The sequence below is a fragment of the Bacillus sp. FSL R5-0434 genome (assembly GCF_038004745.1).
In the GTDB taxonomy this organism is placed as follows: Bacteria; Bacillota; Bacilli; order Bacillales; family Bacillaceae; genus Bacillus; species Bacillus halotolerans.
Genome location: NZ_JBBORV010000001.1, coordinates 2,262,035 through 2,282,556, shown reverse-complemented (window position 1 = coordinate 2,282,556; position 20,522 = coordinate 2,262,035). Strand labels below are relative to the sequence as shown.

20 protein-coding genes and 1 riboswitch are annotated in these 20,522 nt (G+C 42.6%); of the genes, 18 read left to right on the top strand and 2 right to left on the bottom strand.

Annotated features, from left to right (window positions below):
* Positions 1-55: 55 nt before the first annotated feature.
* The 8 genes from resA to aroD all read left to right on the top strand — a co-directional run bounded on the left by resA (position 56) and on the right by aroD (position 8,690).
* The gene (gene resA, locus NYE43_RS11550) at positions 56-595 is read left to right on the top strand and encodes a thiol-disulfide oxidoreductase ResA (RefSeq protein ID WP_024121902.1); all 540 of its coding nucleotides are present in this window, start codon (positions 56-58) and stop codon (positions 593-595) included.
* On the top strand, positions 592-2,220 hold the full coding sequence (gene resB / locus NYE43_RS11545) for a cytochrome c biogenesis protein ResB (RefSeq protein ID WP_341061968.1): 1,629 nt from the start codon (positions 592-594) through the stop codon (positions 2,218-2,220). The genes resA and resB overlap by 4 nt, the downstream gene beginning before the upstream one ends.
* 19 nt (positions 2,221-2,239) lie before the next feature.
* Positions 2,240-3,415: a c-type cytochrome biogenesis protein CcsB gene (ccsB, locus tag NYE43_RS11540; protein ID WP_101860350.1), complete on the top strand. Its 1,176-nt coding sequence runs from the start codon at positions 2,240-2,242 to the stop codon at positions 3,413-3,415.
* 82 nt (positions 3,416-3,497) lie between these two features.
* Positions 3,498-4,220 (top strand): DNA-binding response regulator ResD, encoded by a 723-nt coding sequence (resD, locus tag NYE43_RS11535; RefSeq protein ID WP_010334777.1) that lies wholly within the window; start codon positions 3,498-3,500, stop codon positions 4,218-4,220.
* Positions 4,217-5,983: a sensor histidine kinase ResE gene (gene resE / locus NYE43_RS11530; RefSeq protein ID WP_024121899.1), complete on the top strand. Its 1,767-nt coding sequence runs from the start codon at positions 4,217-4,219 to the stop codon at positions 5,981-5,983. The genes resD and resE overlap by 4 nt, the downstream gene beginning before the upstream one ends.
* Before the next feature lie 203 nt (positions 5,984-6,186).
* Positions 6,187-6,771 (top strand): RNA polymerase sigma factor SigX, encoded by a 585-nt coding sequence (sigX, locus tag NYE43_RS11525; protein ID WP_024121898.1) that lies wholly within the window; start codon positions 6,187-6,189, stop codon positions 6,769-6,771.
* Positions 6,707-7,816 (top strand): sigma-X negative effector, encoded by a 1,110-nt coding sequence (locus tag NYE43_RS11520; protein WP_341061964.1) that lies wholly within the window; start codon positions 6,707-6,709, stop codon positions 7,814-7,816. Before sigX ends, NYE43_RS11520 begins: the two co-directional genes overlap by 65 nt.
* A gap of 112 nt (positions 7,817-7,928) precedes the next feature.
* Complete coding sequence (gene aroD / locus NYE43_RS11515) at positions 7,929-8,690, top strand: type I 3-dehydroquinate dehydratase (RefSeq protein WP_341061962.1); 762 nt, start codon at positions 7,929-7,931, stop codon at positions 8,688-8,690.
* Between the two features lie 58 nt (positions 8,691-8,748).
* Here the strand turns inward: aroD and serA are convergent, their stop codons facing one another.
* A complete protein-coding gene (serA, locus tag NYE43_RS11510; RefSeq protein WP_268496611.1) occupies positions 8,749-10,326 on the bottom strand; it encodes a phosphoglycerate dehydrogenase in 1,578 nt (525 codons plus the stop codon).
* Between the two features lie 206 nt (positions 10,327-10,532).
* Positions 10,533-10,667: riboswitch (FMN riboswitch) on the top strand.
* Positions 10,668-10,823: 156 nt separating this feature from the next.
* Here serA and fmnP point away from each other — a divergent pair.
* On the top strand, positions 10,824-11,396 hold the full coding sequence (gene fmnP, locus NYE43_RS11505; RefSeq protein WP_024121894.1) for a riboflavin transporter FmnP: 573 nt from the start codon (positions 10,824-10,826) through the stop codon (positions 11,394-11,396).
* A gap of 39 nt (positions 11,397-11,435) precedes the next feature.
* On the opposite strand, the gene NYE43_RS11500 is transcribed toward fmnP, so the two are convergent.
* Positions 11,436-11,684, bottom strand: coding sequence for a ferredoxin (locus tag NYE43_RS11500; protein ID WP_003225461.1), 249 nt, complete (start codon positions 11,682-11,684; stop codon positions 11,436-11,438).
* 265 nt (positions 11,685-11,949) lie between these two features.
* On the opposite strand from NYE43_RS11500, the gene NYE43_RS11495 reads away from it, so the two are divergent.
* The 9 genes from NYE43_RS11495 to NYE43_RS11455 all read left to right on the top strand — a co-directional run bounded on the left by NYE43_RS11495 (position 11,950) and on the right by NYE43_RS11455 (position 20,434).
* Entirely contained in the window at positions 11,950-13,008 is a 1,059-nt protein-coding gene (locus NYE43_RS11495) for a helix-turn-helix domain-containing protein (protein ID WP_024121893.1), read from the top strand.
* Positions 13,001-14,491: a RecQ family ATP-dependent DNA helicase gene (locus tag NYE43_RS11490; protein WP_341061959.1), complete on the top strand. Its 1,491-nt coding sequence runs from the start codon at positions 13,001-13,003 to the stop codon at positions 14,489-14,491. The genes NYE43_RS11495 and NYE43_RS11490 overlap by 8 nt, the downstream gene beginning before the upstream one ends.
* A 14-nt stretch (positions 14,492-14,505) precedes the next feature.
* Positions 14,506-15,087 carry a CPBP family intramembrane glutamic endopeptidase gene (locus tag NYE43_RS11485; protein ID WP_283912421.1) on the top strand — a complete coding sequence of 194 codons (582 nt, stop codon included), beginning with the start codon at positions 14,506-14,508 and terminating at the stop codon, positions 15,085-15,087.
* Positions 15,071-15,811, top strand: coding sequence for a LysM peptidoglycan-binding domain-containing protein (locus NYE43_RS11480; protein ID WP_341061954.1), 741 nt, complete (start codon positions 15,071-15,073; stop codon positions 15,809-15,811). The genes NYE43_RS11485 and NYE43_RS11480 overlap by 17 nt, the downstream gene beginning before the upstream one ends.
* A gap of 64 nt (positions 15,812-15,875) precedes the next feature.
* Complete coding sequence (locus tag NYE43_RS11475; protein ID WP_024121889.1) at positions 15,876-16,319, top strand: YpbF family protein; 444 nt, start codon at positions 15,876-15,878, stop codon at positions 16,317-16,319.
* An 85-nt stretch (positions 16,320-16,404) separates the two neighbouring features.
* Positions 16,405-17,184, top strand: a complete 780-nt coding sequence (locus NYE43_RS11470; RefSeq protein ID WP_151175112.1) for a metallophosphoesterase — start codon at positions 16,405-16,407, stop codon at positions 17,182-17,184.
* A gap of 151 nt (positions 17,185-17,335) precedes the next feature.
* Positions 17,336-17,920: a genetic competence negative regulator gene (locus NYE43_RS11465; RefSeq protein ID WP_101864457.1), complete on the top strand. Its 585-nt coding sequence runs from the start codon at positions 17,336-17,338 to the stop codon at positions 17,918-17,920.
* A gap of 156 nt (positions 17,921-18,076) precedes the next feature.
* On the top strand, positions 18,077-19,351 hold the full coding sequence (gene gudB / locus NYE43_RS11460) for an NAD-specific glutamate dehydrogenase (protein WP_044154979.1): 1,275 nt from the start codon (positions 18,077-18,079) through the stop codon (positions 19,349-19,351).
* Positions 19,352-19,459: 108 nt separating this feature from the next.
* Positions 19,460-20,434, top strand: a complete 975-nt coding sequence (locus NYE43_RS11455; protein WP_341061947.1) for a YpdA family putative bacillithiol disulfide reductase — start codon at positions 19,460-19,462, stop codon at positions 20,432-20,434.
* The last annotated feature ends 88 nt before the right edge of the window (positions 20,435-20,522 follow it).

Below are 20,522 nucleotides of genomic sequence, written 5' to 3'. Positions count from 1 at the left end.
ATTGTGAAATGATATAATTGAATGGATCTGCAATAGGGGAAGGGGGCAGTGGACAATGAAGAAAAAAAGGCGTTTATTCATTCGGACCGGCATCCTTCTCGTTTTAATCTGCGCGCTGGGCTATACAATATACAATGCTGTATTTGCCGACAAAGAGAGCATATCCGAAGGGTCCGAGGCACCGAATTTTGTCCTTGAAGATACGAATGGGGAACGTATTGAGCTGAGTGACTTAAAAGGAAAAGGTGTTTTTTTGAATTTCTGGGGCACCTGGTGTGAGCCGTGCAAAAAAGAATTTCCTTATATGGCGAACCAATACAAATATTTTAAAGACCAAGGCGTTGAAATTGTCGCGGTAAATGTTGGGGAGTCAAAGATAGCAGTACATAATTTTATGAAATCCTACGGAGTGAATTTTCCGGTTGTCCTGGATACAGATCGTCAGGTGCTTGATGCCTATGGCGTATCTCCGCTTCCGACAACCTTTTTAATCAATCCGGAAGGAAAAGTTGTCAAGGTGGTGACCGGCACTATGACAGAAAGCATGATCCATGACTATATGAATCTGATAAAACCCGGAGCGACTTCGGGATGAAGCAGGTAAAATGTGAATGCGGACATATCAACCCGGTAGGAACCGTTTTATGTGAATCGTGCGGCAGGGCGCTTCAGGAAACGCAGCCCCCGCTTGCTGATATGAGATACGATGGAAGTGCGAGACGTTCACAAACCTATAACAAAACGTTCATTGATAAAATATGGAACTTCTTTTCTTCGGTTAAGGTCGGAATATGGCTTATCGTCATAACCCTTGCAGCATCAGCATTCGGGACTATATTTCCTCAAGAAGCCTATTTGCCCCCCGGCGCTCAGGCTGATACATATTATAAAGAACAATACGGCACGTTTGGCCAGCTTTATTATTTACTCGGGTTCCATCATTTATATGGATCTTGGTGGTACTTGCTGCTGATTGCCTCTATCGGCATTTCTCTTGTCATCTGCAGCCTTGACCGCGTGATTCCCCTGTACAGGGCATTGAAAAATCAGGGGGTCAGGAGAAGCCCTGTTTTCTTAAAAAGACAGCGGCTGTTCAGTGAAACGGAGACCGAGCTCAACCTTGAAGAAAAAGAAAAGATTGTGACTCTCTTAAAGAAAAAGCGTTATAGAATACGAGAACAAGAGGGCAGCCTTCTGGCGGAAAAAGGGCGTTTTTCCCGCTGGGGTCCGTATGTCAATCACATAGGATTAATCATTTTCCTGATTGGCGCAATGCTGAGATTTGTGCCGGGCATGTACGTCGATGAAACGCTCTGGGTCAGAGAAGGCGAAACTGCGGCAATTCCAGGCACAGACGGAAGATATTATTTGAAAAACAATCAATTCAGCGTAGAGACTTATAACAGCGATACAGAAAAAAAGGTGTTCGCTGATGCCATTGACAGAGTCGGAAGCGGAAAGGTCGCGAAAAACTTTCAAACAGACGCGGTTCTCTATAAACGGGAAGGCAAAATTGTCTATGGAGAGAAGCCGAAGCTGAAAAAAGTAAAAGAAGAAGATATTCGTGTCAACCAGCCGCTGCGCTTTGATTCGTTTTCTGTTTATCAGGTGGATTATAAAGAGAATCAGCTCGATCAGATGGTGTTTCAGCTGATTGACAAAAAATCAAAAAAATCCTTTGGGAGCTTAAAGATCAACCTATTGGATCCAGATTCGGTTTATGATCTTGGCAACGGTTACAAAATTGAGGTCGCCAGCTACCTTCCTGACTTCTATTTTAATCAGGACGGAGAGCCGAGCACAAAAACAAAAATCCCTAACAATCCGGCGTTTGTCTTTAATATCATAACGCCAGATAAGCCAAAAGGCGAAAAAAGCTTTGTTGCCATTCAAGAAACAATTGAAGGATCGGGCAGCAATAAGTACAAGTTAAAATTTGACCATGTCGAAACGAAAAACATAACCGGTCTGACAGTCAGAAAAGATCTGACGCTTTGGGTGCTTGCCATCGGCGGAGTCATTTTTATGATTGGCGTCATTCAAGGAATGTACTGGCAGCACCGCAGAATCTGGCTGCATACACAGGAAGGTGCAGTCATGGTTGCCGGCCATACCAATAAAAACTGGTACGGACTGAAGCAGGATTTAAAATTTGTTTTAGCTGAAACGGGGCTGACTGAACCAGCAGACCAAAAAGAATTAATGAAAACACAGAAATAGGCGAAAAGGGAGTGGTGTCATGGCGGAGCTGAGCGGAAATTTTCTTTATGCGGCCTTTCTCGTGTATTTAATTGCGGTCCCGATTTTCGGCGGGGCCATACGCGGAAGGAAAAATAAAAAAGACAGGGCAAACCGGTGGGCGACGATCGGGATTACCCTTTCGATTATCGGTTTTCTCTGCCACCTGGGCTATTTTATTACAAGGTGGGCTGCCAGCGGCCATGCGCCTGTCAGCAACATGTTTGAATTTACAACGGCCTTTGGCATGATGCTTGTGCTTGCGTTTATTATCCTTTATTTTATCTATCAATTGCCTTCATTAGGTCTGTTTACATTATCGATCGCTTTATTGCTGATTGCATACGCCAGCATGTTTCCGACGGACATTTCGCCTTTAATTCCGTCATTGCAGAGCAATTGGCTGTATATCCACGTAACCACGGCTGCGCTGGGGCAAGCTATACTCGCCATCAGTTTTGTCGCAGGCGTCATTTTTCTTTTGAAGCATGTTGACCAGACAAAACCAAGCAAAAAAACCTTTTGGCTTGAAGCTATCATGTTTATTATGGTGACGGCAGTTGCCTTTATTGTGATAACATCTGTGTTTCGTTTTGCCGGCTATGAAGCTGAGTTTAACTGGGTGGATAAGAATAAGGAAAAAAGCGTGATGGTCTATGAAATGCCCGCACTTGTAGGTCCGCATGAGGGTGAGCTTATCACCGAGGGGAAAATGCAGCCCATTGCAGAGCTTCCGGCCCTTTTCTCAGGCAGAAAGGTAAACACAGTGATTTGGTCGTTTGGAGCTGGACTCCTATTGTACGGAGCGCTTCGCCTGATCGTCAGAAAAAGAATCAGTGCCTGTTTACATCCTCTGGTGAAAAACGTGAATCTTGATCTGGTGGATGAGGTTGGCTACAGAGCCGTTTCCATCGGTTTTCCGATTTTTACACTCGGCGCGCTGATCTTTGCAATGATTTGGGCTCAGCTCGCTTGGACGAGATTTTGGGGCTGGGACCCGAAGGAAGTATGGGCGCTGATCACGTTTTTGTTTTACGCCGCTTATTTGCATTTAAGGCTGTCAAGAGGGTGGCACGGTGAGAAATCAGCATGGCTGGCCGTAATCGGTTTTGCCATCATTATGTTCAATTTAATATTCGTAAATCTTGTGCTTGCCGGACTTCATTCTTATGCATAGTCCAGAACAAAGCGATACAGTTCTCAAACTTTCTCACGATTTGATAAAATGAAAGTAACAGAAGGAAAGCAGGGGGAAAACGATGGACCAAACCAATGAAACCAAAATATTAGTAGTTGATGACGAAGCCAGAATTCGCCGCCTTTTAAAAATGTATCTTGAACGTGAAAATTATGTGATTGAAGAAGCGGAAAATGGTGATGAAGCCATTGCCAAAGGCCTCGAAACCAATTATGACTTAATTTTGCTTGACCTAATGATGCCTGGCACAGACGGAATTGAGGTCTGCCGCCAAATTCGCGAAAAAAAAGCTACACCAATCATCATGCTGACCGCAAAAGGAGAAGAAGCAAACCGGGTGCAGGGGTTTGAATCGGGAACAGATGATTACATTGTCAAACCGTTTAGTCCGAGAGAAGTTGTGCTGCGGGTAAAAGCGCTTCTGAGAAGGGCATCTCAAAACTCTTATTTCAATGCGAATACGCCGACGAAAAACGTATTGGTGTTTTCTCATCTGTCAATCGATCATGATGCCCATCGGGTAACTGCTGACGGAACTGAAGTGAGCTTAACACCGAAAGAGTATGAGCTCCTTTACTTCTTAGCGAAAACACCTGACAAAGTGTATGATCGGGAAAAGCTTCTCAAGGAAGTGTGGCAGTATGAATTTTTTGGCGATCTGCGTACAGTAGACACACACGTCAAACGTCTCCGGGAAAAGCTCAATAAAGTATCACCGGGAGCTGCCAAAAAAATCGTCACCGTATGGGGCGTCGGTTATAAATTCGAGGTAGGCGCTGAATGAAATTTTGGAAAAGCGTAGTAGGCAAGCTGTGGGCTACGATCCTTTCTCTTGTCCTGATCGTATTATTTATTTTAACGGTGCTTTTACTCGAGTTTATCGAAAATTATCATGTGGAAGAAGCCGAAAATGATTTAACCCAGCTTGCAAATAAAGTCGCAGTCATCTTAGAAAAACACGAGGATCAGGCACTGGCAAGGTCGATCACCTGGGAGCTCGCTGATAACTTAACAAGCATTGCGATCATACAGGATGAGAAAAAATACTGGTATTCGCCGAACGATAAAAATCGGCTCTCATCTATCACGCTTGAGCAAATACAGCGGGACAAGGATTTACACCAGGCTCTGGACAACCATAAAAAAGTCAGTAAACGCACGGGCCTGAGTGGCAGAGACACGGATAATGAACGCCTGATTGTGGGTGTTCCGTATGAAAAAGACGGAAAAAAAGGCATGGTCTTTTTATCTCAATCTCTGCTTGCCGTCAAAGACACAACAAAACACACGACCCGTTATATATTCCTTGCCGCAGGCATTGCGATTGTGCTGACCACATTTTTTGCTTTCTTTTTATCAAGCAGGGTCACGTATCCGCTTCGAAAAATGAGAGAGGGCGCACAGGATTTGGCGAAGGGCAAGTTTGACACGAAAATCCCGATTTTAACCCAGGATGAAATCGGTGAGCTGGCAACCGCCTTTAATCAAATGGGGCGGCAGCTTAACTTTCATATCAATGCGCTCAACCAAGAAAAAGAACAGCTTTCAAACATATTAAGCAGTATGGCTGACGGAGTGATTACCATCAATATCGACGGCACGATTCTCGTGACAAACCCGCCGGCCGAACGTTTTCTGCAGGCTTGGTATTATGAGCAGAATATGAATATTAAAGAAGGCGACAATCTTCCGCCAGAAGCAAAAGAACTGTTCCAAAATGCTGTCAGCACAGAAAAAGAACAAATGATTGAAATGACGCTGCAGGGCAGATCATGGGTGCTGCTGATGTCGCCGCTGTATGCGGAATCGCATGTCAGAGGCGCGGTTGCCGTTCTTCGAGATATGACCGAAGAACGCCGCCTTGATAAATTGCGCGAAGACTTTATCGCAAATGTCAGCCATGAATTAAGAACGCCGATCTCCATGCTTCAAGGGTATAGTGAAGCCATTGTCGATGACATTGCGAGCTCCGAAGAAGACCGAAAAGAGATTGCTCAAATTATATATGACGAGTCGCTGCGAATGGGCCGCCTTGTCAACGATTTGCTTGATTTAGCGCGAATGGAATCAGGCCATACTGGATTGCATTATGAACAAATCAATCTTAATGAATTTATAGAAAAGATCATGCGCAAATTTTCCGGCGTTGCCAAAGAAAAAAATATTTCTTTGCATCAGGACATTTCTCTCACTGAAGAGGAATTTATGTTTGATGAAGATAAGATGGAGCAGGTGTTTACCAATTTAATTGATAACGCGTTGCGTCATACTCAATCAGGCGGCAATGTCTCCATCTCCGTTCATACGGTTAAGGATGGAATAAAAATAGACGTCAAAGATTCCGGCTCCGGGATACCGGAAGAGGATCTGCCGTTTATTTTTGAGCGATTCTATAAAGCAGATAAAGCACGGACAAGAGGCAGAGCAGGAACCGGACTGGGACTGGCTATTGTTAAAAATATTGTGGAAGCTCACAACGGTACCATTACGGTGCACAGCCGGATGGACAAAGGAACGACGTTTACGTTTTATATTCCGACAAAATGATCAAGTCGAGTCTGAATTTGCCGAAGAATCTTGTTCCATAAGAAACACCCGCTGATCCAAGCGGGTGTTTTTTAAAAGGTTTTTCTTAATAAAATTTAAGGATATGTTAATATAAATTCCCTTCCAAATTCCAGTTTCTCGTAATATAGTTGTAATGTAACTTTTAAGCTATTATTACGACTAAAGGAACGGAGGGGTTTCCTATGGAAGAAACCTTTCAAGCGTTATATAAAACTTACCATCAAGATTTATATCAATTTTTATTTTATATGGTAAAGGATAAAAGCCAGGCTGAAGACCTTCTTCAGGAGGTTTATATTCGTGTATTAAATTCATATCATACGTTTGAAGGAAGAAGCAGTGAAAAAACATGGCTTTTGTCGATTGCACGCCATGTGGCGATAGACTGGTTCCGTAAGCAGCAGACGATCAGACAGCGTGTACTCGGGACATTTGATTGGGACACACAGGATGTCAGAGATCAGCAATTGCTTCCGGACGAACTCGCGGTTCAACATGAAAATGTCCGGGAAATTTATGCTGCGCTCGATCAATGTACGATCGATCAAAGAGCTGTGATTATCTTACGGTTTATTCAGGGATATTCAATACAGGAAACAGCCAATGCTCTGCGCTTCTCGGAAAGCAAAGTGAAAACGACCCAACACAGAGGGCTCAAAGTACTTCGGAAACATATGGAGCTTTTGAGGGAGGAGCTAATGGATGATGAAGTCAGATTGGAACGAAGAACAGATAAAGGAGTTGTTAAGTCAACTGCCGGCAGTTAAAGACCATCGTTCTCCGCAAGACATATACAAGCGGCTTTCGATGGCAAAAAGCAAAAAAAAGTCCGCTGTTAGGTGGATTGGCCCCGCATGTGCCACTGTGGTTGCGGTTTATATCGCCTTCATTATTTCTCCTCATTTCTTTGATCAGGCACAGCCTCAACAAAAAGAAGCGTCCCAAGAAAACGCTATAACGAAAACTGAGACAGCAGACAGCAAAAAAGCTGCATTATCCCTGGATCAGTCATCGTTAGTTGTTCCTGAAAAGGAGCAGAACAACTATACGACTGTAGCAATTGCCGATGCCGAAACATCCACAATTATACCCGTCAGTATTAAAAAAACGAAATCAAACCAAACCATACAGGAGGTGCTGTTTGAAAGTGATCAATTGGATATCCTTGATCACGCCATCACGATTCCCTCCTTCATGGATGAAGTGGAGGTAAAGGAAAACCAAAACCATAAGGAATTAAATATACAAGTCGATCAGCCCATTGAGGCTTTTTCTGTAAAAGACGACGCAATACTAAAAAAATTGCTGAAAGAATCTTTAAAATGGAGTCCTTATGAAAAAATCAAAATTTACTCATCGGAGCAGAAAAAGGACGGCGCCAGTATTGGCTCAAATGGTACTTTTACTGAAATTCCTATTCCTAAACAGTCGAACAGAGCCTACTCCTTGTACCAAAATGAACAAGGACAAGACTTTCTCGTTCCAACAGAAAGAACATTTAATACTGTAAAAGAAGCTATTAAGGAAATGGAATCGAGCAATCAAACAAATACTGCACCTCTTATTCAAGCGGGTGCCGTCAAATCTGTAACGGAGAAACAGAATCACTTATATATCCATTTCTCAAAACACTCGGGGGTTGAGGATTCTATTGCCGGCATCTTAATGCTGGAGGGACTTCTTTTAACAGCAAAGGAGTTTGGCTTTACAGAAGTGACCTTTGCGGAAACGGGAACAAAAAAAATCGGCAGATACGATGTAACAGAAGCTATTCCGGTTCCTGCTGCTCCAAATCCGATTTCCTTACATTAAAAGAGCCTTTTTTCAGGCTCTTTTTTCGTTGCTTTTCATATAATAGAAATTTTCAAAAAAAACTTGTCCGTGTATAATAAAACAAGGTAAAGATTGAAAGGATTTGAGACGAGTGAACGTGTTAACAATCAAAGGAGTTTCCATCGGTGAAGGGATGCCGAAAATCATCGTTCCGCTGATGGGTAAAACAGAAAAGCAAATTTTAAAAGAAGCAGAAGCTGTGAAATTACTGGATCCGGATATTGTCGAGTGGCGAGTCGATGTATTTGAAAAAGCGGACGACAGCGAAGCAGTCATAAAGATGATCTCAAAGCTGCGAGAGTCTTTGAGAGACAAGCTGTTTCTATTTACATTCAGATCGCATAAAGAAGGCGGGAGCAAAGAAATGGATGTAAGTTCCTACATCGCTTTGCTGGAAACGGCTATCCGCACAAAAGATATAGACTTTATCGATATTGAATTATTTTTAGGAGAGGCAAACGTTGAAGCGTTAGTATCTTTAGCAGGAGAAAATGGTGTCTACGTGATTATGTCTAATCATGACTTTCAGAAAACACCTGCAAAGGACGAGATCATTTCTCGGCTTCGTAAAATGCAGGAGTTAGGAGCGCATATTCCGAAAATAGCCGTAATGCCGAAGGATGCAGGAGATCTTTTAACCTTGCTTGATGCGACGTATACGATGAAGACAAAATATGCGGACCGACCGATGATCACAATGTCAATGGCGGGAACGGGATTAGTCAGCAGGCTGAGCGGTGAGGTATTTGGATCAGCTTGCACATTCGGCGCAGGAGAAGAGGCTTCAGCACCTGGGCAAATACCTGTATCCGAACTGAGAAACGTGTTAGAAGTACTGCACAAACATACATAAACAGGAAACCGTTAAAAAGCAGAAAAAAACTCAAGCTGCAGAGCTTGAGTTTTTTTCATTATGGAAGATCAATAAGTTTCACAGACACGATATCAGGAACATCTGTTAGTTCTTTCACAATTTTATCTTCTAAATGTCTGTCAAAAGAAAGCATCATGATGGCTTCTCCGCCTTTTTCTTTACGGCCAACCTGCATGGTTGCAATGTTAATATCGTTATCTCCGAGAATACGTCCCACTCGGCCGATGACCCCCGTCGTATCCTGATGCTGGATGTAAACCAGGTGGCCTGTTGGATAAAAGTCGATATTAAACCCGTTGATTTCGACAATGCGTTCTCCGAAATGAGGGATATAGGTAGCTGTAACGGTAAAGGTGCTGCGGTCTCCTGTCACTTTTACGCTAATGCAATTATCGTATCCAGATTCAGAAGTGGAAATCTTTTCACTAAAGCTAATGCCGCGTTCTTTTGCGACACCGCCCGCATTTACTTCGTTAACTGTTGAGTCAACGCGTGGTTTTAAGAAGCCTGACAGAAGGCTTTTTGTAATAAACGATGTTTCAAGTTTAGCAATTGTGCCTTCATATTGAATCGCGACATCCTGTACCGGCTCTTTCATGCATTGTGATACGAGGCTGCCGATTTTCCCTGCGATTTGGTGGTACGGCTTAATCTTAGCGAATTCATCTTTTGTCATGGCAGGCAGGTTAATGGCTGACATAACAGGAAGACCTTTTGCGAACTGCAGAACTTCTTCTGATACTTGCGCTGCAACATTCAGCTGCGCTTCTTTTGTCGATGCCCCTAGGTGAGGAGTGGCAATCACTAACGGGTGGTCAACGAGTTTATTATCAACTGGCGGTTCAATTTCAAAAACGTCAAGAGCCGCACCGGCAACATGGCCGCTTTCTAAAGCTTCAAGAAGAGCTGCCTCATCGATAATGCCGCCTCGTGCACAGTTAATTAAGCGAACACCTTTTTTCGTTTTTGCAATTGTTTCTTTGTTTAATAAGCCTTTGGTTTCTTTTGTTAACGGTGTATGCACAGTGATGATATCTGCGCTTTCCAAGACTTCTTCGAACGTACGGCTGTTTACACCGATTTTTTTCGCTCTTTCTTCTGTTAAGAAAGGATCAAAAACGTGCACGGTCATACCGAAGGCTCTCGCACGCTGTGCAATTTCGCTTCCGATTCTTCCTAATCCTACAATTCCAAGTGTTTTGCCGTAAAGTTCCGAACCGACATATGCTGTGCGGTTCCATTCTCTGGATTTTACAGAAATATTGGCCTGAGGGATGTGTCTCATTAAAGATGAGATCATCGCGAATGTGTGCTCAGCTGTGGAAATTGTGTTTCCGTTAGGCGCATTAATAACAATTACCCCGTGTTTCGTCGCTTCGTCAATGTCAATATTATCCACACCGACACCGGCTCTTCCGACGATTTTTAAAGAAGTCATTTTTTGAAAAAGGTCTTCTGTTACTTTTGTCGCGCTTCGCACCAATAGAGCATCAAAGGTATGTAATTCATCCTCTGCATCTGCTACGTTTTTTTGGACGATTTCAATAAAGTCTGATTCAATAAGTGGTTGTAAGCCGTCGTTGCTCATTTTGTCTGAGACCAATACTCGAAACATCGTAAGATTTCCTCCTAAATTGACAAACTAAATATCTGATAATTTAACATATTCTCAATAGAGTGTCAATGTGTATTGACGCAGTAAAGGATAAAAGGAAAGTGAGGAATTGACCAGTTTTAGAGACTTTTGGCGTTATATTTAATTTGAAGCAATTATCTATACAACCAACCGTTTATCGTTTATAATGGAACCAAATTCATATGATCAATCTTCGGGGCAGGGTGAAATTCCCTACCGGCGGTGATGAGCAATGGCTCTAAGCCCGCGAGCTGTTTTTGACAGCAGGATTCGGTGCGATTCCGAAGCCGACAGTATAGTCTGGATGGGAGAAGATGGAGGTTCAGCAGCGTTTTGAAAGAAAGGTTTTCAAACGTTTCTTTACCAAGCCAAATTTTTGAAACCCCGCTTTTATATCATAGAGCGGTTTTTTTATTGGCTGGAAAAAGAACCTTTCCGCTTTTCGAGTAAGATGTGATCGAAAAGGAGAGAGCAAATTGAAAGTAAAAAAATTAGTCGTGATCAGCATGCTGAGCAGCATCGCATTTGTTTTGATGCTGTTAAATTTTCCGTTTCCGGGGCTTCCTGATTATTTAAAAATTGATTTCAGTGATGTCCCTGCCATTATTGCGATTCTTATATACGGACCTTTAGCGGGTATTGCCGTTGAAGCGATAAAAAACGTTCTTCAATATATCATTCAGGGGAGCATGGCTGGAGTGCCTGTAGGACAAATTGCAAATTTCATTGCCGGAACACTCTTTATTTTGCCGACTGCTTTCTTATTTAAAAAGCTGAACTCAGCAAAAGGCCTGGCAGTAAGTCTTCTGCTTGGAACTGCAGCTATGACGGTGCTGATGAGCATTCTGAATTATGTTCTGATTCTTCCGGCCTACACATGGTTTTTACACTCCCCGGCATTATCCGACAGTGCGCTGAAAACAGCGGTAGTCGCTGGTATCCTGCCATTTAACGTCATAAAAGGCATTGTCATTACGATTGTGTTCACACTTATCTTTATCAAGCTTAAACCGTGGATTGAACAGCAAAGAAGCGCGCATATTCATTAAATAAAAAAAGCTCCCGCAGGGGAGCTTTTTCGATTACTTCTATTCAAATTTAAGCGGGTCGCCCTCAAACGGCTCATCCGCCACTTTGATGGAATCAGTAGGGCATCCTTCAAATGCGTCAATCATATCTTCTTCCAGTACTTCAGGAACTTCGACAACGCCTTTGTTTTCGTCAAGCGTTACGAACGCGATGCCTTCATCATCGTAATCGTAAATGTCTGGTGCAGCCGCTCCGCAAGCGCCGCATGCAATGCATGTATCTTTGTCTACGATTGTGTACTTTGCCATGAATAAAACCTCCCAGATTGTTCTTGGTGGAACAAATGGATCAATCTTTATATTTAATCAATTTAACACCTATTCCTCTTACTTATTGTAATGATGTTGATGCCACATTTCAACAGAAAAATGATTGAGAATGCTTATCACATAAGGGGTTATCTACATAACATCCCCCCTAATGATGACTTTAAACGTCGATTTCTGTTTAAAATCTGTTAAAATAAAAAGAACAAACCAGCGATTTTTGTCAGGAAGAATGTGGGTGGATAGGTTGTCATTAAATTACTTTGATATCATGGTTCTCGATTGCCTTTCTAAAATAAACGGGGAACGGACAGGAAGTGCCGTTTTTCACTTATTCAAAGGAAAAAGATCGTCACAAACCATTCAAGATGCTGGCTTATTTCAGACTGCAAGATATTTTGGAATGGCTCCGCAATGTTCAAGAAGCGACATTTCAGCCTCACTTCGCAAGCTTGAACAGCAGTCATTTCTGGAACCGATGTCAGAAACAGATACATACAGAGTGACTATTAGAGGCGAAAGCATGTTGAGGCAGGCGCTGAGTGAACGGCCTTGGCCAGCCCATTGCCACGGCGCTTATTTTCAGCAGGCCGCAAGCGTGCTTTGGAAAAGACTTTCCCTTCTCGTACAGGTATTGTCAAATAAGCAGCACAGCAGCAGACAGTATATTCCCGTCACAAAAGATTATAAGACGCTTCACTGGGTCAAGCGATACATGCACAAGCAAAAGGATCATGAAAAACTGGCAAGAGGCTTGCAGGATATGCTGGAGAATCATTTGCAAAAGCTTGACGAGAAAGCAGCTCTTATCTTTGTCTACTCATTAACTTCATATAATAGGATCGGTTATACGAGCAGGCAGCTTGCTGACAATCTGAAAGAAGACGAGTGGTACGTTTATGTCTTGTTTTGGGCTGCGGTACATTATTTTATTCATTCCTTGCCGCAATGTGAAGATTCTATATTAAAGGATCTTCTTTCTGATGTGCATTTGGAGAACGCACTGACTGAGTCTACGAGAAAAACATGGCAGATGGTCAGACAAGGGATTCCGATTCAGCGAATTGCTGAAATCAGAAAGCTGAAAACCGCCACAATTGAAGACCATATCGTCGAAATTTCTCTTCATGAGCCGGCTTTTGTGATTGATGGATATATTTCGGCTGAAGATCAGCTCCAAATTGCTGAGTTCGCCAAACGCATGCGGACAAACAAGATCAAACAAATTCGAGAAGGCCTAGAGCAGCGGTTCAGCTACTTTCAAATCAGGCTGGCATTGGCAAAGCAGGTGAAACAGTATGACTAAATTACAGCAAGCGTTATATCAGTTTTTTGGTTTTCATTCCTTTAAAAAAGGGCAGGAGGACATCATCAGAAGCGTACTCAGCGGAAAGGATACCATTGCAATGCTTCCGACAGGGGGAGGAAAGTCTCTTTGCTACCAGTTGCCCGGTTATATGCTTGACGGTATGATATTAATCGTTTCTCCTTTGCTTTCTTTAATGGAGGACCAGGTGCAGCAGCTGAAAGCGCGGGGAGAAAAACGAGCTGCCGCATTGAATAGCATGCTCGGCAGGCAGGAAAGACATTTCGTTTTGGAGCATATCCACCGCTACAAATTTTTGTATCTGTCGCCCGAAGCATTGCAGTCGTCATATGTCCTGGAAAAATTAAAGAGCGTTCCGATCAGTCTTTTTGTTATTGATGAAGCGCATTGTATATCGGAATGGGGACATGATTTTAGGCCTGATTATTCAAAGCTTGGACAGCTGAGAAAAAAACTAGGGCATCCGCCGGTGCTTGCTCTGACGGCTACGGCGACGAAGGATACGCTGCATGATGTCATGAATTTGCTTGATCTGCAGCATGCCGAACAGCATCTTAACTCAGTTAACCGGCCGAATATTGCGCTCAAAGTTGAAAATACCGCGGATACTGCCGAAAAAATAGATAGGGTCATTCAGCTGGTTGAAAACCTGCAAGGACCGGGAATTGTCTATTGTCCGACAAGGAAATGGGCAGAGGAATTAGCGGAGGAAATTAAAAATAAAACAAGCAGCAGGGTTGATTATTACCATGGCGGCATGGATTCTGGTGACAGAATGTTAATTCAGCAGCAATTTATCAATAATCAGCTTGATGTCATTTGCTGTACAAATGCGTTCGGCATGGGTGTTGATAAATCTGATATCAAATATGTCATCCATTTTTATCTCCCGCAGACGGCTGAAGCTTTTATGCAGGAAATCGGCAGAGCAGGGCGTGACGGAAAACCGAGTGTCAGCATTTTGCTCAGAGCGCCTGGAGATTTCGAATTGCAGGAGCAGATTATCCAAATGGAGAGCCTTGCGGATGGAGAAATTGCCAATGTTATTCGCGTGCTGGAAGAAACGGAAGAACGGGACGAAAGAAAACTGCGCGAATTATTCATGCAATATGGTATCACAGAGACGCAGTCGCGAATGATCATCCATCTCTTTATGCAGGGGAAAACATCAATTGAACTGATCAAGCGGGAAATCACGTATCGCATGGAGCTGAAACTTGAAAAAATGCGTCACGTGGCAGCTTTACTTCATCGCGATGGCTGTTTAAGACAATCGCTGTTAGCCTATTTTGATGAAACATACGAGCCCGATAAAGGAAGCATGCCATGCTGTTCACATTGCGGTTTTGATCTTTCGCTGTATGAACAAAAAGAGGAGCGCGTCCAAAAAGCGCCATTAGACGGCTGGAGATCGGAATTGCACCGTATATTCAGTCTAGAGACTGTAGGTGAGCCGAACTGAAACAGCAAAAGGATTTGATCCAGCATCTGTCTGACCGTGATATACTGAAGCAGCTATACATGACACAGCTTCTGATCATCATGGTGTCCGCTGCTGCCGTTTTGTTCTTTTTTCAGGATATAAGTGATTTTTTCAGCCTCTGGCATATTAGAGATACAAGAATCATTTGGTATGGTGTTTCTTTGGCGGTTATTGTCATTTTAGCCGACATGGCAATCATGAAATGGTGTCCGCCTCATTTATATGATGACGGCGGAATCAATAAAAAGTTATTCAGTAAAAGGCCAATCCCTCATATTATATTTTTAACGCTTCTGATTTCTTTTGCTGAAGAAATGTTATTCAGGGGAGTGCTGCAGACCCATATTGGTTTATGGGCGGCCAGTCTTGTATTTGCTGTTCTTCATTTTCGGTATTTGACAAAATGGCTGCTATTTATCATGGTGACGGCAATCAGCTTTTTGCTTGGACTGATTTATGAATGGACCGGCAATCTATTTGTTCCGGTAACGGCGCATTTTATTATTGATGCCGTGTTTGCCTGTCAGATTCGTTTTGAACATGTTAGGAGGGATACACATGACGAACATGTCTAGAGTAGAGAGAAGAAAAGCCCAGAATCTTTATGAAGACCATAAAACCTCATTGGCGGACGACCTTTTCGAAGATGATGAAGAAAGCCTTCCGACAAGACAATCTGTAAAAAATCAAAGAGAGAAGAAAAAAAAGCAAGGCAAAACAAGAACGCCGTTATTTACCACTCTCACAGTACTGTTTGTATTTGTGCCGGTTATCGTCTTTGTCACCTTATTTTATCTAATGAAAAGCCATCCGGAAAATCCCGATGATTATGAAGATGTTTTTATAAACAGCAGCCAGAGTAAATACGAGGTGGTCCAAAAACCAGAGGCCAAAAAAGAAACGGCAGAGACAGTTCTGCGCGAAGAGTCAAAAAAAAAATCTGAAGGCAAAAAGACAGAGAAACAAACAGAAGCAACAACTGATAAGAAGCAGCCTGCTGGAGCGGAAAAAGAGGACACAGCAAACAAACAGGAAGCAAAAAGCGCGGCTGCTTCCCCTTCCCCGGAAAAAACAGTCCAAAAAGAGCAGGAACAGGTACAGCAGCAGTCTGAACCAGTTCAAGATACGGAGGCGAAACGTATCGTTCAGCACACCGTTCAAAAGAAAGAAACGCTGTACCGCATTTCCATGAAATATTATAAAAGCAGATCAGGAGAAGAAAAGATCCGTGCCTATAACCATTTGAACGGAAATGACGTTTATACCGGGCAAATTTTGGACATCCCTTTGACTTATTAGCGGGCATCTTTTTGATCGCAGGCTCATATATTGTAGCAATGAAAAGGGACAAGGTGTGAAGCGTATGGAATCCTTATGGAACCAGCTGGACCGATTTACGGACGCGCCGACCAAACAGATGCTACAGGCGTTGGTGAAACGAAAACAAAAATACGAAAACTATGCTGCGCAATGCCGCAGGTGGCGGTGGACCTCACTCATTTGCCTGGGCTTATTATGTCTTTTAATGATGATCAAAAGTCCGGCGCCTCAGCTCATTCTTCAAGAAATGCTCAGCCATACCTTTTATTTATTTTGGATGATGGCAACTGCTTTTGCATACTGCACTTCATATTATTTTAAGAAAAAAGAAGAAAAAGCCGAGGGTGATTTCCATAAACTGAGATGTGAAATTATTCAGAAAAGCACTGATCTTTGGCCGCAGCCTGATAAATGGAAGGCGAGAGAATCTGTTTTTCAATTGATGAAGCACCAATACGATATTAATCTATATTTTGAAAGTAAATAAAATGGGGCGTTTTCTCAAACGATAGAAACGTCTTTTTTTTATTGTCCGTCTTATTGATAAGTTCTAAAAGAATGGAGAGTTTTTAATGAAGCGATCAATGAAAATTGCCGGTGCATTGGCTATTGCAGCAGCGGCAATGACGGCAAAAATGTATTCAGTGGCAAAAGGCAATCACCTAAAAATCCATACATTTACGTTATCAAAAATGAAGGGGAAGCCGCCTCTTACGATCTTTTTTATATCTGACATTCATAAACGTATTGTTGATCACGGTCTTTTAGAGGAAGCGCAGGGCCATCAGCCGGATCTGGTTATAATCGGGGGTGATTTAGCTGAGGGCGGGGTGTCCTGCTCGAGAATTGAGGAAAACGTCAGAAGGCTTGCGGGTTTGGGAGTCCCTGTCATGTTTGTCTGGGGAAACAATGATTATGAAATCAGTCAGCGGAAACTGTATGCTATATTTAAAACGCACCGTATTATTACGCTGCGAAATGAATCGGTTCCTTTTGCGTATAACGGACATACCATCACCATAGCCGGAGTGGATGACATCAGGATGGAGATGGATGATTATGAAGAAGCGATTAAAGAAATTGACGGGAACCAGGTGAACGTTCTGGTTTGCCATAATCCTGAGATCCATCAACAAATCAATGAAACTGACGGTATTGATGTGATATTCAGCGGGCATACCCATGGCGGGCAGATTCGATTTGGGAAATTTGGCCCTTATGAGCTTGGTACAACCGGTTTTGTTAAAAATGCTGCGTACCTCATCAGCAATGGGTACGGCACAACAAAAGTGCCCCTTCGTTTAGGGGCGGAGCCTGAGGCACACATCGTGACACTTGCAGCACCTGAATGACTTCCCTAAAGAGTGTGTCAATAAAAAACTGCATTGTGCTTGTCTTACTAGTGAACTCAGTGTAAACTGATAACAATTAAGAACCTATGACTCATCATCTCATATAATGTGTTATATGATTTGTGTGCAAGTAGAGGCAGGAGGGAACGTTATGCGGCTTGAGCGTCTGAATTATAATAAGATCAAAATCTTCTTGACCCTCGATGATTTAACTGATCGTGGATTAACAAAAGAAGACCTCTGGAAGGACTCATTTAAAGTCCACCAGTTATTTAAAGATATGATGAATGAAGCAAATACAGAGCTCGGCTTTGAAGCGAATGGACCGATTGCAGTGGAAGTGTATTCTCTCCAAGCACAAGGGATGGTTGTGATCGTAACAAAGAACCAAGAAGCGGATTCAGAAGAAGATGAGTATGATGATGATTACATCGAAATGCAAGTCAAGCTTGACGAAAGCGCGGACATCATATATCAATTCCATTCCTTTGAAGATATCATTCAGCTTTCTGAAAGCTTACAGCGGATCGGTATTACAGGAGGAACTGTCTACCACTATGAAGGACAGTACTTTCTGAGCCTTGAAGACTTGGGATCACAGACTGCCGAGGGTGTTGTGGCGGTCTTGGCTGAATACGGCAGTCCGACAACATTAACGATTTATCGCTTACAAGAGTATGGTAAGCTCATTATGGACGGAAATGCTGTAGAGACAATCCAAACTCATTTTTCATAAGAATGGGAGAAAAACTGCTGTTTTTTACAGCGGTTTTTTTTGTTAAAAAACATGGAAAAACATAACGTTTATCCTATGCATAGATCATATGAAGGTGTATACTATTCTCTGAAAGGGAGCATGTGAGAAACAGAAGATTCTAGGAGGTTAACTCAAATGGCAGCCGATCGAAACACCGGTCATACAGAAGAGGACAAACTTGATGTATTAAAATCAACCCAAACCGTAATACATAAGGCTCTGGAAAAATTGGGATATCCTGAAGAAGTATACGAACTGTTAAAAGAGCCGATGAGATTATTAACGGTAAAAATACCAGTTCGTATGGACGACGGTTCAGTCAAGATTTTTACGGGTTATCGTGCCCAGCACAATGACTCTGTCGGTCCGACAAAAGGCGGGATACGTTTTCACCCGAACGTAACTGAAAAAGAGGTGAAGGCACTTTCCATTTGGATGAGTTTAAAATGCGGTATCATTGATCTTCCATATGGCGGTGGTAAAGGCGGAATTGTTTGTGATCCAAGGGATATGTCGTTTAGAGAGCTGGAGCGTCTAAGCAGGGGTTATGTCAGAGCTATCAGCCAAATTGTCGGTCCGACGAAAGACGTGCCGGCACCGGATGTATTTACAAACTCACAAATCATGGCTTGGATGATGGATGAGTATTCAAGAATTGATGAATTTAATTCGCCTGGGTTCATTACAGGCAAACCGCTTGTGCTTGGCGGATCTCACGGGAGAGAATCAGCGACAGCAAAAGGTGTAACCATCTGCATAAAAGAAGCGGCGAAGAAAAAAGGCATCGATATTAAAGGTGCGCGAGTTGTCGTTCAAGGCTTCGGAAACGCCGGAAGCTATTTGGCAAAATTTATGCATGATGCAGGGGCAAAGGTTGTCGGCATATCCGATGCATACGGCGGACTGTATGACCCTGAAGGCCTGGATATTGATTATTTACTCGACCGCCGCGACAGTTTTGGCACAGTGACAAAGCTTTTCAACGATACCATTACGAACCAAGAGCTGCTGGAACTGGATTGTGATATTTTAGTTCCTGCCGCGATTGAAAACCAAATTACAGAAGAAAATGCCCATAACATTCAGGCGAAAATCGTTGTTGAAGCAGCAAACGGCCCAACTACGCTTGAAGGAACAAAAATTCTTTCAGACCGTGACATTCTGCTTGTTCCGGATGTACTGGCAAGCGCGGGAGGCGTAACGGTTTCTTATTTTGAATGGGTTCAGAATAACCAAGGCTTCTACTGGGGCGAGGAAGAAGTAGAAGAGAAATTAGAAAAAATGATGGTAAAATCATTCAACAATATTTATGAAATGGCCAACAACCGAAGAATCGACATGAGACTTGCCGCTTATATGGTAGGCGTGCGTAAAATGGCGGAGGCTTCGCGCTTTAGAGGCTGGATATAAGTTGATGATTTGCATAAAAAATAAAAATCTCCTATGATAAAATAGGAGATTTTTTTATTTGGAAATAGAAAAATGTGAATCGAATGCCAATCGCAGGAGTTGACGGAAATGATTGAAGAAAAAGCAATAATTATTGGCGGAGGTCCTTGCGGGTTATCTGCGGCCATTCACCTAAAACAAATTGGCATTGATGCCCTCGTCATTGAAAAAGGCAATGTCGTTAACAGTATTTACAATTATCCGACGCATCAAACCTTTTTCAGCTCAAGTGAAAAGCTTGAAATCGGTGACGTGGCATTTATTACCGAAAACAGAAAGCCTGTCAGAATTCAGGCTTTGTCGTACTACAGGGAAGTCGTGAAGCGGAAAAAGATCCGTGTGAATGCATTTGAAATGGTGCAAAAAGTGACAAAAGCAGAAAACAATTCATTTGTTATCGAAACGTCAAAAGAGACGTATTCAACACCATACTGCATTATTGCCACAGGCTATTATGATCATCCAAACTATATGAACGTACCCGGTGAGGATTTGCCGAAAGTATTCCATTATTTTAAGGAAGGACATCCGTATTTCGATAAAGACGTCGTCGTTATCGGCGGGAAAAATTCAAGTGTAGATGCTGCGCTTGAACTCGTAAAATCAGGAGCGCGTGTCACCGTTTTATACAGGGGCAATGAATATTCTTCTAGCATTAAGCCATGGATTCTGCCAGAATTCGAATCTTTAGTAAGAAACGGTACAATCCGAATGGAATTTGGCGCTTGTGTAGAAAAAATCACTGAAGATAAAGTCGTTTTCCGCTCCAGCCAGCAGGAACTGATTACCATTAAAAACGACTTTGTATTTGCCATGACGGGTTATCACCCTGATCATCAATTTTTGAAAAAAATCGGTGTGAAAATCGATGAGGAATCAGGACGTCCTTTTTTTAATGAAGAAACGATGGAAACCAATGTGGAAGGCGTATTTATTGCAGGGGTCATCGCTGCCGGAAACAATGCAAATGAAATATTTATTGAAAACGGAAGATTTCACGGCGGCCACATCGCAAATGAAATCGCAAAAAGAGAAGATAAGTGAAAAGAGGAGAGCATATGAAGGATTCGTATGCTCTTTTTGTTTTTTTAAGGGCAGACAGATGTAAATTCATACACAACATGGTAGGATA